This window comes from Streptomyces sp. NPDC047081, assembly GCF_040643775.1.
GTDB lineage: Bacteria > Actinomycetota > Actinomycetes > Streptomycetales > Streptomycetaceae > Streptomyces.
Genome location: NZ_JBEYUY010000011.1, coordinates 211,162 through 223,030, shown reverse-complemented (window position 1 = coordinate 223,030; position 11,869 = coordinate 211,162). Strand labels below are relative to the sequence as shown.

General features: G+C 71.5%; 14 protein-coding genes. 6 read left to right on the top strand and 8 right to left on the bottom strand.

The window, feature by feature from the left end:
- The first annotated feature begins 22 nt into the window (after window positions 1–22).
- A complete protein-coding gene (locus ABZ848_RS22880) occupies window positions 23–1,195 on the top strand; it encodes an acetyl-CoA acetyltransferase (RefSeq protein ID WP_360834562.1) in 1,173 nt (390 codons plus the stop codon).
- Window positions 1,196–1,215: 20 nt separating this feature from the next.
- Here ABZ848_RS22880 and ABZ848_RS22875 read toward each other — a convergent pair whose 3' ends face one another.
- Window positions 1,216–2,553, bottom strand: a complete 1,338-nt coding sequence (locus tag ABZ848_RS22875) for a hypothetical protein (RefSeq protein WP_360834560.1) — start codon at window positions 2,551–2,553, stop codon at window positions 1,216–1,218.
- 51 nt (window positions 2,554–2,604) lie between these two features.
- Between ABZ848_RS22875 and ABZ848_RS22870 the strand changes: the two genes are divergently transcribed.
- Together ABZ848_RS22870 and ABZ848_RS22865 are read left to right on the top strand one after the other, a co-directional pair.
- Window positions 2,605–3,030 (top strand): pyridoxamine 5'-phosphate oxidase family protein, encoded by a 426-nt coding sequence (locus ABZ848_RS22870; RefSeq protein ID WP_360834558.1) that lies wholly within the window; start codon window positions 2,605–2,607, stop codon window positions 3,028–3,030.
- Between the two features lie 37 nt (window positions 3,031–3,067).
- Window positions 3,068–3,733, top strand: coding sequence for a pyridoxal 5'-phosphate synthase (locus ABZ848_RS22865; protein ID WP_360834556.1), 666 nt, complete (start codon window positions 3,068–3,070; stop codon window positions 3,731–3,733).
- A gap of 6 nt (window positions 3,734–3,739) precedes the next feature.
- Here the strand turns inward: ABZ848_RS22865 and ABZ848_RS22860 are convergent, their stop codons facing one another.
- Window positions 3,740–4,138 (bottom strand): VOC family protein, encoded by a 399-nt coding sequence (locus ABZ848_RS22860; protein WP_360834554.1) that lies wholly within the window; start codon window positions 4,136–4,138, stop codon window positions 3,740–3,742.
- 113 nt (window positions 4,139–4,251) lie between these two features.
- On the opposite strand from ABZ848_RS22860, the gene ABZ848_RS22855 reads away from it, so the two are divergent.
- Entirely contained in the window at window positions 4,252–5,262 is a 1,011-nt protein-coding gene (locus tag ABZ848_RS22855; RefSeq protein WP_360834552.1) for a YafY family protein, read from the top strand.
- A gap of 63 nt (window positions 5,263–5,325) precedes the next feature.
- On the opposite strand, the gene ABZ848_RS22850 is transcribed toward ABZ848_RS22855, so the two are convergent.
- The 6 genes from ABZ848_RS22850 to ABZ848_RS22825 all read right to left on the bottom strand — a co-directional run bounded on the left by ABZ848_RS22850 (window position 5,326) and on the right by ABZ848_RS22825 (window position 8,561).
- The gene (locus ABZ848_RS22850; RefSeq protein WP_360834550.1) at window positions 5,326–6,204 is read right to left on the bottom strand and encodes a GNAT family N-acetyltransferase; all 879 of its coding nucleotides are present in this window, start codon (window positions 6,202–6,204) and stop codon (window positions 5,326–5,328) included.
- A gap of 110 nt (window positions 6,205–6,314) precedes the next feature.
- On the bottom strand, window positions 6,315–6,719 hold the full coding sequence (locus ABZ848_RS22845) for a type II toxin-antitoxin system VapC family toxin (protein WP_360834548.1): 405 nt from the start codon (window positions 6,717–6,719) through the stop codon (window positions 6,315–6,317).
- Entirely contained in the window at window positions 6,712–6,987 is a 276-nt protein-coding gene (locus ABZ848_RS22840; RefSeq protein ID WP_360834546.1) for a type II toxin-antitoxin system prevent-host-death family antitoxin, read from the bottom strand. Before ABZ848_RS22840 ends, ABZ848_RS22845 begins: the two co-directional genes overlap by 8 nt.
- Before the next feature lie 55 nt (window positions 6,988–7,042).
- Window positions 7,043–7,654, bottom strand: a complete 612-nt coding sequence (locus ABZ848_RS22835) for a GNAT family N-acetyltransferase (RefSeq protein WP_360834544.1) — start codon at window positions 7,652–7,654, stop codon at window positions 7,043–7,045.
- Window positions 7,655–7,707: 53 nt separating this feature from the next.
- Window positions 7,708–8,112 carry a Zn-ribbon domain-containing OB-fold protein gene (locus ABZ848_RS22830; RefSeq protein WP_360834542.1) on the bottom strand — a complete coding sequence of 135 codons (405 nt, stop codon included), beginning with the start codon at window positions 8,110–8,112 and terminating at the stop codon, window positions 7,708–7,710.
- Window positions 8,112–8,561, bottom strand: a complete 450-nt coding sequence (locus ABZ848_RS22825) for a DoxX family protein (RefSeq protein ID WP_242765475.1) — start codon at window positions 8,559–8,561, stop codon at window positions 8,112–8,114. The genes ABZ848_RS22830 and ABZ848_RS22825 overlap by 1 nt, the downstream gene beginning before the upstream one ends.
- Window positions 8,562–8,781: 220 nt before the next feature.
- On the opposite strand from ABZ848_RS22825, the gene ABZ848_RS22820 reads away from it, so the two are divergent.
- Both ABZ848_RS22820 and ABZ848_RS22815 read left to right on the top strand, forming a co-directional pair.
- Window positions 8,782–10,398, top strand: coding sequence for a subtype B tannase (locus tag ABZ848_RS22820; RefSeq protein ID WP_360834731.1), 1,617 nt, complete (start codon window positions 8,782–8,784; stop codon window positions 10,396–10,398).
- Between the two features lie 162 nt (window positions 10,399–10,560).
- Window positions 10,561–11,748 carry an NAD(P)/FAD-dependent oxidoreductase gene (locus ABZ848_RS22815; RefSeq protein ID WP_360834540.1) on the top strand — a complete coding sequence of 396 codons (1,188 nt, stop codon included), beginning with the start codon at window positions 10,561–10,563 and terminating at the stop codon, window positions 11,746–11,748.
- Window positions 11,749–11,869 lie beyond the last annotated feature (121 nt).

The following is an 11,869-nucleotide window of genomic DNA, read 5'->3' as shown; positions in this document are numbered from 1 at the left end:
GCACAGAGGGAAGGGCGGGGTCATGACCTCCGGGATCCGGAAAGTCGCCGTGGTGGGCGCGGCCCTGTCCGACTGCGGCCGGGTGGACGACGCGACGCCGTACACCCTGCACGCCCAGGCGGCCCGCCGCGCGCTCGCGGACGCCGGCCTGGACCGCGCGCTGGTGGACGGCTTCGCCTCGGCGGGCCTGGGCACCCTCGCGCCGGTCGAGGTCGCCGAGTACCTGGGCCTGCGCCCCACCTGGGTCGACTCCACGTCGGTGGGCGGCGCGACCTGGGAGGTGATGGTGGCGCACGCGGCTGACGCGATCGCCGCCGGGCACGCGAAGGCCGTACTCCTCGTCTACGGCTCGACGGCCCGCGCCGACATCAAGGCGGGCCGCCGCACCGGGAACCTGTCCTTCGGCGCCCGCGGCCCTCTCCAGTTCGAGGTCCCGTACGGTCACACGCTGATCGCCAAGTACGCGATGGCGGCCCGCCGCCACATGATCGAACACGGCACGACGATCGAGCAGTTGGCGGAGATAGCGGTCCAGGCACGCGCGAACGCGGCCCTGAACCCGGACGCCATGTTCCGCACCCCGATCACGGTGGACGACGTCCTGTCGGGCCCGATGATCGCGGACCCGTTCACCAAGCTGCACTGCTGCATCCGCTCGGACGGCGGCGCGGCGATCCTGCTGGCCGCCGAGGAACTGGTACGGGACTGCCGTACCGCCCCCGTCCGGATCCTCGGCACCGGGGAGCACGTCTCGCACGCGGCGATGTCCGAGTGGGAGGACTTCACGGTGTCCCCGGCGGCGGTGAGCGGCCGCCTGGCCTTCGAACGGGCGGGCGTCACTCCGGACGAGATGGACTTCGCCCAGCTCTACGACGCCTTCACCTACATGACCCTGGTGACCCTGGAGGACCTCGGCTTCTGCGGGAAGGGAGAAGGCGGGGCGTTCGTGGAGAAGGGCCGGCTCAGGGTCGAGGGCGGGGAGCTGCCGGTGAACACGGACGGCGGCGGCCTGTCGGCCCAACACCCCGGGATGCGGGGGCTGTTCCTGCTGGTGGAGGCGGTACGACAGCTGCGGGGCGAGGCGGGCGACCGCCAAGTGCGGGCACGGGACGGGGAGTTGCCGCGGCTGGGCGTGGCGTCGGGAACGGGCGGATGGTTCTGCTCGTCGGGGACGGTGGTGCTGGGCAGGGACTGAGGTCGGCTTTGCGCGGGCCTCTAGTGCTGTACGGCAATGCCGGCCTCGTCGTTGGCGGGCTCGGGGTCGCGGCGGCCGAGGTGGTACTCGGTGGCCTGGTCCGTGTCCTGGACGAGCACGCGTCCGGTGGCCGGTTCGCCGAGGCGGAGGGTGAACTCGAAGGTGCGGGACCTGCCGGGCGCGAGTTCCTCGACGGGGCAGGTGTAGGCGTAGCCGTTGAAGTCGCAGTAGGGGCCGTACTCGCCGTCGTCGATCTCGGTCGTGGGCTGCTTGACGACGCCGGTGCCGAGGGGCGGCTCGAAGGTGAGTTCCGCGGCGGCGCCCGGGTTGCCGGGGCCGTCGTTGCGGACGGTGAGGCGGAGCTTGCGGGAGTCGCCGGGGTCGCCGTGGAGGGTGGCGCCGGTGACCTTGTAGTCGGCGTGGAGGTCGAGGGAGACGGGGATCGTGCCGCCACCTGCCTTGAAGGTCCCCTCGGGAAGCCCGGCGGGGGCCCCGGTCACGGCGGCCAGGGCGGGACCGTCGCCGGTGTCCCCGCGGCGGGCGCGGGTGTCGGAGGCCGGGTCGGTGTCCAGGGCCCAGGCCTGGCTGCCGACCGTGCCGTACATCCGGGTCGCGGAGGCGCGCATGCGCAGGGCGGGCCGGAGGGTGACGGTCTCGCCGGGGGCGATGCGCAGGCCGGGGAAACGGCAGAAGGCGGTACTGCCGTCGAGGTAACGGCAGTTGGCGTACCGCTCGGCGAACTCGCCCTCCCCGGCGTGCAGTTCGAGCCCGATCCCCTGGACGGGCACATCCCCGGTGTTCCGGACGACCAGCGGATAGCTCAGCTCCCCACCGGGCCGAACCCGCCCGAACCCCTTGGGCACCAGCGCCTGCACCACGGGCACACCGACCACCACCCTCGTACGCGCGGTGAGCGTCTTGCCGCTCTTCGTCTCGTACGTCATCTCGACGCGCGCGGACTGCCCGATCCGGCTGCCCTTCACGGCGACCGGGATGAAGCGGGCCTGGCTCTGGCCGTTGACGGTGTTGCCGGTGATGTCGCAGGTGACGCGAGTGCCGGTGCCGGAGCAGTCGGGGGCGCTCTCCCGCAGCCGTACGACGTCCCGCGAGCCGGGCGGCACGGTCACGGTCACGCGCCGGGTGTCCTCACGGACGTACGACTGCCCGCCGTTCACGGAGACGGCGAAGTGGGTCGAGTCCTCGGTGGTGACCTTCTCGCCGTAGGGGCGGAGGTAGAAGACGGAGGGCGCGGAGAGGGCGGTCGGCTCCGGGTCGGAGGTGCAGGCGGTGAGGGCGGCGCCGAGCAGGAGGAGGGCGCCGGTGAACCCGACGGCGGCCGCACGGGTCGTACCCTTCACATGAACCCCTCCCGGCCCGCAGCGTACCGCCCACTCCCGGAGGAGACCCTGATGGCGCTGACCCGTGAAGAGCGCGCACAGTTCCTGGCCGAGCCGCATGTCGCCGCGTTCTCGGTGGACGGGGGTGAGGGGCGGGCGCCCGTCACCGTGCCGATCTGGTACCAGTACGAGGACGACGGGACGGTGTGGATCCTGATCGTGCGGGATTCACGCAAGGACCGGCTGATCCGGGCGGCGGGACGGTTCACGCTGCTGGCGGACCGGCTGGAGCCGACGATCCGGTACGTGTCGGTGGAGGGGCCGGTGATCGGCTCCGAGCCGGCGACGATCGAGCAGCTGAGGGAGATCTCGGCGCGGTACCTCCCGCCCGAGAAGGTGGACGAGTACGTGGACTTCGCCTGGAAGAACCACGGCGAGCAGGTGGTCGTCCGGATGCGCCCGGAGCGGTGGCTGTCGTCGGACCTGGGGACGGTCTGAGCGCGGAGCGGGCCGTGCCGCGGGTGACAATCGGGGCATGGGAACGGATCTGCACGAGTTGCTGAGGTCACTGCGGGTGTGGGACCCGGAGGTGACCAGCCTGCCCTCCTTCGACCCGACGACGGCCCCCGCCGACCCCCTGGCCCTCTTCACCACCTGGTTCGCGGAGGCGGTCGCGGCGGGCCAGCGCGAGCCGCACACCATGTCCCTGGCGACCTCGGACGCCGACGGCGACCCGGACGTACGGATCGTGATGCTGCACGGCGCGGACGAGGAGGGCTGGTCCTTCGCGACCCATGCGACGAGCCGCAAGGGCACCCACCTGGCGGCCCGCCCGTACGCCGCCCTGGCCTTCTACTGGCCGGCGCTCGGCCGCCAGATCCGCCTACGCGGCCCGGTCACCACGGCGCCGGCCACCGACTCCCAGTCCGACCTCCACGCCCGCTCGACAGGCGCCCTGGCCGCGGCCCTCACCGGCCGCCAGAGCCAGGTCCTGGGCTCCCTGGACGAGTTGGCGGACGAGTCCCAGTCGGCCTGGGAACGCGCCCAACACGAACCGAACGCCCCGGTCCCGACCTGGACCCTGTACCGCCTCAGCCCGGACGAGGTGGAGTTCTTCCAGGGGGACGAGCGGCGACGGCATGTGCGCCTGAAGTACGGGCGGGAGGGCGGCGGTTGGGCCAGGGAACTGCTCTGGCCGTGACGCGGGTCAGCGCGTGAACTTCGCGATGGCCGCCGGGGTCACTGGCGTGAAGAAGTTGACCAAGTTGCCGTCGGGGTCGCGGAACAGGAGTGAGCGGTTGCCCCAGGGCATCGTGGTGGGCTCGTTGACGAAGTCGGTGACGAAGCCGGTCAGGTTCTGGTGCACGTGGTCCACGTCGTCGACGAGGAACTCGGTGATCACCGTGTGGTTGGCGGCCGGGCGGGCGGAGTCCGGGGCGAAGAGCGGGACGGTGCGGGTGCCGGCGATCGCGAGGGTGGCACCCGAGGTCCGGAGTTCGGCGAAGTCCTCGGTGGCCCACGTCGCCTGCGCTCCCGTCGCGCGCTCGTAGAACTCGACGAGGCGTGCCACGTCGCCGGTGATGATGCGGATCGAGACGAAGTCCATGGGGATCTCCTTGGTCGGGGGCGGGAGGCGGCCTTCACTTCGGCGGCCTTCACTTCGCAGGCTAGGAGAAATAGGGGACAGAATCGGTCCTCTATTCGCGTTAGGCTGCGGACATGCCTCGACCCACCGGCCGCGTGCTGACCCTCCTGGAGCTGCTGCAGTCGGGCGGCACCCGCACGGTGGCCGAGCTCGCCGAGCGGCTCGGTGTCGAGGGGCGCACCGTGCGGCGGTACGTGGACCAGCTGGTCGAACTGGACGTGCCGGTGGAGTCGGTGCGCGGCCGCTACGGCGGGTACCGGCTCGCCCCCGGCTACCGCCTCCCGCCCCTCATGCTCAGCGACGACGAGGCGCTGGCCGTGCTGCTCGGCCTGGTCGCCGGGCGCCGGGCGGGGCTGGCGCCGGCGGAGCGCACGGCGGGCGAGACGGCGTCGGCGAAGATCCGGCGGGTGCTGCCCAAGCGGGTCGCCCGTCGACTCGACACGCTCCTGGACGCGCTCGCCTTCACGGACCGGCCCGGCGACTTCGACACCCCGGACGCCGAAGTCCTGCTCACCGTCGCCGACGCGGTGCGCCACCGCCGGCCGCTCTCGGTCCGCTACACCGACCGTGACGGGCAGCGCAGTGAGCGTACGTTGCACGCGTACGGGGTCGTCGCCCACGCGGGCGGGTGGTACGTCACCGGCCACGACGCCCGGATCGGCGAGGACCGGACCTTCCGGCTCGATCGCATCGCGGACGCGCGGACCCTGCCCGGTTCGTTCGAGGCGCCCGAGGGGCCCGATCCGGCACAACGGCTGTTGTCGGCCTTCGCCGCGGCCGAGTACCGGCACAAGGTGACCCTGCGGATCCACGGGACGGTCGAGCAGATCCGCGCCCGGCTTCCCGAGAGTGTCGCGAGCGTGGAGGAGTCGGAGGATTACGTGCCCGTGGCGGGCGAGGGCTGGATGCGCGTCCAGCTGCGGGCTGAGCGGCTCGACTGGCTGCCCCCGCTGCTCGCCTCCCTCGACCGGCCGTTCGTCGTCGAACGCCCCGCCGAACTGCGCGACCTCGTCAGCGAGTTCGCCGCCCGCCTCGCGTCCTACGCGCGCGCCGAGCCCGAGCCCGACCGCGAGGAAGCGAAGTAGCGCCGACACGGCTATGAAGCGAAGTAACGCCAGCACGGCTGAAGCGAAGCAGCGCCGGTACGGCTAGGAACCGGCGCCGTTCCCGAAGTCGTACACCGCGAAGTCCGCCACCGGCCGGTACCCGATCCGCTGGTACAGGGCGTTGCTGGTCGGGTTCGCGAGGTCGGTGAACAGGAGCACCTCGTCGGCTCCCGCCGCTCGCGCCGCCCGGCTGACCTCGGCCGTGACCGCGCCGGCGTAGCCGCGGGCGCGCAGGTGGGACGGGGTGTAGACGGGGGCGACGCGGATCTGGCCGGCGACCTGCGGGGTGACGCCGGCCATGGAGAGCGGGGTGCCGTCGGGGGCCTCCCAGAGGGTGACGCCGCCGTAGGCGATACGGGCGTCGGCCCATTCCTCGGCGTCCTGGGCGGCGCGGGCCTCGCCGACGGCGTGCGCGAACTCGTCGTACCAGCGGGCGAGTTGGGCCCGGTCGGTGGTGCCCGCGATCCTCGGCCGGCCCTCCGGTACGGGTCCCGGTTCGGTCAACTCGCCCAGCCGGTACAGCCGGTGGCGTCCGTGCAGGGTCGCCGGCGCTCCCGTGTGCCGCTCCCAGGCCTCGGCGAGCGCCGCGACGGTGGCGTGCTCGCCGTTGACGCCCGGCAGGGGGTGGCCCTGGCCGGCCAGGTGGAGCGCGAGGGAGTCGGCCTCCTCGGGGGTGAGGGGTGTGACGACCAGGGGGTGGGGAGGGGTACGGAAGTACGCGGCCCGTACCTCGCCGTCCCGCTCCAGCACCCCGAAATAGGGCGTCGCCTCATCGCCGTACACCTGCATCCCGCGCGTCCGCAGCGACTCGGTGACCGTCAGAGGAACGGTGTGCAGGGCGGGTCGGGAGTGGAGGAAGTCCCGGGCGCGGGTGAGGAAGGCGTCCAGGTCGTCGGTGAGGTACCAGTCATCGGGGCGCATGCCGCATGATCCCGCGCGCCGGGCGGATTCCGCCTCCGAATTACGTGTGTTCCGGATATACGTGATTACGTGCGTTCCGGATGTACGTGTGTTCCGGCTCGTCGGCCCGCTCAGACGGGCACGATCGACACGGACATCTCCAGGCCTTTGAAGTCCCCTGCGTTTCGCGTGTAGAGCGGCAACCCTCTCGCCGAGGCGATCGCCGCGATCATCAGGTCCATGCGCCGTGGGCGAGAATCCCTGTCGGCCGCGATGGTCAGCGCGACCAGAGTTCCGTACCGGGCCGCGGCCTCCGCGTCGAAAGGCAGCGGATCGAAGTCCGCGACCGCAGCCCCGAGCTTCTCCATTCGCGCTGCGCGAGAAGCGGGGTCCTTGGCCATGGCCACGCCCTGCTGGAGTTCGGCGAACGTCACGGCCGTGAGTTCAGGGGTGGCCGGAAGGTCTTCCGGGCGAAGCAGATCCAGATCGATGTAGGTACAGGTGTCGAGGACCCCCTGGGAGCGGCGCTCAGCCACGCCTGCGCTCCCACGGGTCGTCATCGGCCCTCTCGTCGTCCCCGAAGAACTCGTCCGCCTCCGCGCGCATCTGCGCGTGGTCCACGCGCGGGAGCATCCGGTGTCGCGCCACCAGTTCCTCGGCACTCAGCCTGCGCCGACGTGCCAGTGGGCGCAGTTCGGCAACCTCTATGCCGTTCCGCGTGATGTGGTACGTCTCGCCGGCCTCGACCGCGTCCATGACGGCGGCGGAGTTGTTCCGGAGCTCCCGCTGCGTGATGGTCTTCATCCCTCCAATGTAGCCCAGCGTGTCTCACGGTGCTACACACCGGGGACCCGCAGACTCACGCCTCCAGCCGCGGCTCCGGATCCCCCGCCAGCCGCCCATGCAGATGCATGTCCCGGAACGCGTCCCGCCGCCCCGCCTCGAACATCGCGCCCCGCAGTGTCCCCTCGTACCGGAACCCGCACCGCTCGGCGATCCGGCACGAGGCCTCGTGGCCGACGGCGTGGTCGAGTTCCACCCGGTTCAGGCCGAGGTCGGTCAGGGCCCAGTGGGCGGCCAGCGCGAGGGCGCGGGTCGCGACGCCCCGGCCGCGGGCCTCGGGCAGCACCCAGTAGCCGATCCGGGCGTGGCTCAGGACGAGGTGGATGGAGTTGACGCCGATGTGCCCGAGCGGCGTCCCGCTCGCCGCATCGGTGATGCAGTACGACGCCGAGGACCCGTCGGCCGTCCCCGCCGCCTTCGCCCGCAACGACTCCCGCGCACTCGCCACGTCCGTGACCGACTTGATCGGCGTGTTCCACCGCCGGAACTCCGGGTCGCTGAGCCCCCGCAGCCAAACCCCCACGTCCACCTCGGAGTCGGCGTCCCAGGGCCGCAACCGGAGGCCGTGGCCGTGGAGTTCGGGGAAGGGGGAGGGGGAGGTCAGGTGGTGTCCGTCGGCTGTGGGCATGAAGGCATTCAAGCCTGTACGGCTCCCCCGCGCGGCATGAATCGCGGCCCGAATCACGACCCGAACCGCGGCCTGAACACCGCCACCCCGTCCCGGAAGACGACCTCCAGCCCCATCCCCGCCCGCAGCGCACCCTCCGCGCACCCCACGATCTCCGTCATCATCCGCGGCCCCTCCGCCAGGTCCACCACCGCGGCAACGTACGGCACCCGCTCCCCGAACGGTGGCAGATCGTTGCGGTGGACGACGGACCAGGTGTAGAGCGCGGCCCGGCCGCTCGCCTGCTCCCACCGCACGTCCTCGCTCCAGCAGTGCGGGCAGAACTCCCGCGGATAGTGGTGCGCCCGGCCGCAGTCCCCGCACCGGCGCACCAGCAGACGCCCCTCCGCCGCCCCGTCCCAGTACGTCCGCGTGAACGCGTCGGTCTCCGGTACGTCGAACCGCGCCGCGCCGCCCATCAGAACAGCCCCAGCGCGCTGTCCAGCGACCACACCTGCCACGACATCCCGAACAGCCCCACCACCGACATCAGCGCCATCATCGAGTTCTGCCCCTGCTCGGCCACCTCGTGGATCATGAGGGTGAAGTAGAGGACGTTGAGGAGCAGGCCGCCGACCAGGGCGATCGGGGTGAGGAAGCCGGTGACCAGGCCGAGGCCCACCGCCAGCTCCGCGTAGACCACGACGTACGCCATCGTCCGCGGGCGCGGCGCGACCATGACCTCGAAGCCGGAACGGACCGCGTTCCAGCGGTGCTTGGCCGCGATGCCGGCCGCCCACGCGATCCCGGTGCCCCGCTCGAACCACGCCTTGCGGTCCTTGTGCCGCCAGCTCTCCAGCCACCACAGCCCGAGGCCTATGCGCAGCACGGCCAGCCACTCAGCGCCACTGAGCCAGATCGAGTCCATGAATCTGACGGTACGTCAGATGGCCGGATCCGGGAACCCGCCCGAACCCCCTCGCGCACGAAGCTCTCTGTGCGTCCCCTGTGAAGCTGTGGGGTCTCCATGAATGACCGCGGATTGTTAGCAATTTTGTCGCGGCCGCGGCTACCTTCACAGACGCAAGCAGAGGACTCCGAGGGAGCAAACCGTGAAGCACAGGGCAGTCAAGCGCAGGACCGTCGTGATGGGCATCGGGGCCACCGCGGGCGTCGCCGCGGTCGGCGGCATCGCCCTCAGCGCCCAGGCGTCGAGCGGCTCCTCCTCTTCCTCGTCCTCCTCGGACTCCCTGGTCTTCGACCCGGACGCCTACGAGAAGCTGACGACCACCGTCACCGACACCGCCGGCGACGAGCACAGCGTCACGTACCACTTCTGGAAGGCGATCACCTACGTCGCCAAGCCCGTGGACGAGACCTACCAGTCGCTCGTCGTGAGCGTTCCGGTCGAGATCGACGGCAAGGCCGTTGACGCGAGCAACGCCCCGATCCTGTTCGCGAACTCCGTCGGCGGCTACATGCCGTCCTCCGTCGCGGACGCCACCGGCATCGGCGCCGGCGGCATGACCGGCGGTGGCGGCGGCGCCCCGAGCGGTGCCCCCACCGGCAGCGCAGCGCCCAGCGCCTCGGCCTCGGCCTCGGCCTCCAACGCGAACGGCAACACCAACGCCACCGGCGGCGCCACCGCCTCCAACCAGCTCCTCGCGCTCGCCGCCGGTTACGTCGTCGTCGAACCCGGCGCCCGCGGCCGTACCCTCAAGAACTCGGCCGGCGAGTACTACGGCACCGCGCCCGCCGCGATCGTCGACCTCAAGGCGGCCGTGCGGTACGTGAAGGCCAACAAGGGCCGGATCCCGGGCAACGTCGACCGGATCGTCTCGGCCGGCACCAGCGCGGGTGGCGCGCTGTCCGCGCTGCTCGGCGCCTCCGGCGACAGCCCGATCTACGACAAGTACCTCAAGGAGCTCGGCGCCGCCGACGCCTCCGACGCGATCTTCGCGGTCGGCGCCTGGTGCCCGATCACCGACCTGGAGCACGCCGACGGCGCCTACGAGTGGAACTGGGGCGGCAACGTCACCCAGTCCACCTCCAAGGTCGTCGACCAGACGGTGTCGAAGGCACTGCAGGCCCAGTTCGCCGAGTACCAGGCGAAGCTGCGGCTGCGCGGTCTGAAGGGCTCCGGCTTCGGCTCGCTGACCGCCCGCAACTACGACGACTACCTGGTCAAGCAGTACCTGGAGCCCTCGGCGACCACGTACCTGGCCGCCCTGTCGGACTCGGACCGCGAGACCTACCTCGCCAAGAACACCTTCATCACCTGGTCCGGCGGCAAGGCCTCCTTCACCTGGGCCGACTTCCTCACCCACGTCGGCGCCCGCAAGAAGACCACCCCGGCCTTCGACGCCTTCGACCTGTCGGCGGGCGAGAACAACCTGTTCGGCGCGGGCACGACCGAGACCCGCCACTTCACGGCGTACAGCGCGAAGAACGACAGCACCGGGCTCAGCTCCAAGCGCGTCGCGAGCGACATCCCCGAGAAGCTGCGCCTGATGAACCCGATGTACCACCTGGTGGACAAGGTCAATGGCCGCCGCTCCAAGCACTGGTGGATCCGCCTCGGCACCAGCGACTCGGACACCTCGCACGTCATCTCCGCGAACCTCGCCGCCGCCGCGAGCGGCCTCGGCGACGAGGTCAACCACCTCTACTACTGGGACCAGGGCCACGGCGCCAACACGGACCCGGGCGACTTCATCACGTGGATCGCGAAGGTGACGGGTTACAAGGGCCCGAAGAAGTCCTAGCCGGCCGCAAGCCGGGCGCGGGTGGGGCCTGCGCCGTACGGACACAACCAGGTGGCCTACGTCACAAGCCCCACCCACTCCTCCTACACGCGTGATCAATCCGAAACCAATTCCCCTCTTGACCGAGACCCATCAACCACCTGCGTGATTACGCTCGCGCACATGAGCGACTCCACTCCGTCCACGAGCCCCTCGGGCCGGCCCGTCTACGTCGTCGGCGGCGGGCCCGGCGGGCTCTCCGTCGCGTACGCGCTGCGGGCGCGGGGCATACGGGCGGTGGTCCTGGAGAAGTCGGACACGGTGGGCGCGGCCTGGCGCCGGCACTACGACCGGCTGCACCTGCACACCACCCGGCGGCTCTCCGCCCTCCCGGGGCTGCCGATGCCGCGCCGGTTCGGGCGCTGGGTGGCCCGGGACGACGTGGTGCGGTACCTGGAGAAGTACGCCGAGGTGCACGAGCTGGAGATCGTCACCGGGGTCGAGGTGTCGAAGGTCGACCGCACCCCGGACGGCACCGGCTGGCTGCTGCACGCCACCGGCGGGCGCGAGCTGACCGGTGCCGCGGTCGTGATCGCCACCGGCTACAACCACACGCCGTACGTCCCCGAGTGGCCCGGCCTCGACGGCTACACCGGCGACTTCACGCACGCCGGCGACTACCGCAACGCCGAGCCGTACGCCGGGCGGGACGTCCTGGTCGTCGGCGTCGGCAACACGGGCGCCGAGATCGCCGTGGACCTGGTGGAGGGCGGCGCCACCCGGGTGCGGCTCGCGGTCCGCACGGCCCCGCACATCGTGCGCCGCTCGACCGCGGGGTGGGCCGCCCAGTACACGGGTGTTCTGGTACGACGGCTGCCGGTCGGCGTGGTCGACCGGCTCGCGCGGCCGATGGCGAAGCTCAGCGTGCCGGACCTGTCGGCCCAGGGGCTGCCCCGCCCGGACACCGGCCTCTACACCCGCGCCAAGGCGGGCGCGATCCCCGTGCAGGACGTCGGTCTCATCGACGCGGTGCGCAAGGGGAAGGTGGAAGTCGTGGCCGCCGTCGACGGGTTCGAGGACGGCAAGGTGGTGCTCGCCGACGGCACCCGGATCTCCCCGGAGGCCGTGGTCGCCGCCACCGGATACGTCCGCGCGCTGGAAGGTCTCGTCGGCCATCTCGGCGTACTGGACGCGCAGGGCCGGCCCCTCGCGCACGGCGCCCGCGCCCCGCAGGACACCCCCGGCCTGCACTTCACCGGCTTCACCACACCCATCAGCGGCACGCTCCGCGAGGTCGCGATGGACGCCGAGAAGATCGCGAAGGCGGTCGAGAGGAACGGCGGCGAGGCGCTGTCCCGGCTGCCCGTCTGACGTAGAAGTCATCAACTCCCTTCATCAGTACTCCCGTTACGCATGTGTCAGATGTGGCGGGAGCGTTGAACCATGCCCTCCTCCGGGGCCAGAATGTGAATCCTGCTCACCTTTCTGCTCC

What these genes read in the sequence shown, in the direction of transcription:
- ABZ848_RS22870 (WP_360834558.1), top strand. Translation starts at nt 2,605, where the DNA reads ATGGCGCTGACCCGTGAAGAGCGCGCACAGTTCCTGGCCGAGCCGCAT.
- ABZ848_RS22835 (WP_360834544.1), bottom strand. Translation starts at nt 7,654, where the DNA reads ATGCCCACAGCCGACGGACACCACCTGACCTCCCCCTCCCCCTTCCCC.
- ABZ848_RS22825 (WP_242765475.1), bottom strand. Translation starts at nt 8,561, where the DNA reads ATGGACTCGATCTGGCTCAGTGGCGCTGAGTGGCTGGCCGTGCTGCGC.
- ABZ848_RS22865 (WP_360834556.1), top strand. Translation starts at nt 3,068, where the DNA reads ATGGGAACGGATCTGCACGAGTTGCTGAGGTCACTGCGGGTGTGGGAC.
- ABZ848_RS22815 (WP_360834540.1), top strand. Translation starts at nt 10,561, where the DNA reads ATGAGCGACTCCACTCCGTCCACGAGCCCCTCGGGCCGGCCCGTCTAC.
- ABZ848_RS22880 (WP_360834562.1), top strand. Translation starts at nt 23, where the DNA reads ATGACCTCCGGGATCCGGAAAGTCGCCGTGGTGGGCGCGGCCCTGTCC.
- ABZ848_RS22820 (WP_360834731.1), top strand. Translation starts at nt 8,782, where the DNA reads ATGGGCATCGGGGCCACCGCGGGCGTCGCCGCGGTCGGCGGCATCGCC.
- ABZ848_RS22840 (WP_360834546.1), bottom strand. Translation starts at nt 6,987, where the DNA reads ATGAAGACCATCACGCAGCGGGAGCTCCGGAACAACTCCGCCGCCGTC.
- ABZ848_RS22855 (WP_360834552.1), top strand. Translation starts at nt 4,252, where the DNA reads ATGCCTCGACCCACCGGCCGCGTGCTGACCCTCCTGGAGCTGCTGCAG.
- ABZ848_RS22850 (WP_360834550.1), bottom strand. Translation starts at nt 6,204, where the DNA reads ATGCGCCCCGATGACTGGTACCTCACCGACGACCTGGACGCCTTCCTC.
- ABZ848_RS22830 (WP_360834542.1), bottom strand. Translation starts at nt 8,112, where the DNA reads ATGGGCGGCGCGGCGCGGTTCGACGTACCGGAGACCGACGCGTTCACG.
- ABZ848_RS22860 (WP_360834554.1), bottom strand. Translation starts at nt 4,138, where the DNA reads ATGGACTTCGTCTCGATCCGCATCATCACCGGCGACGTGGCACGCCTC.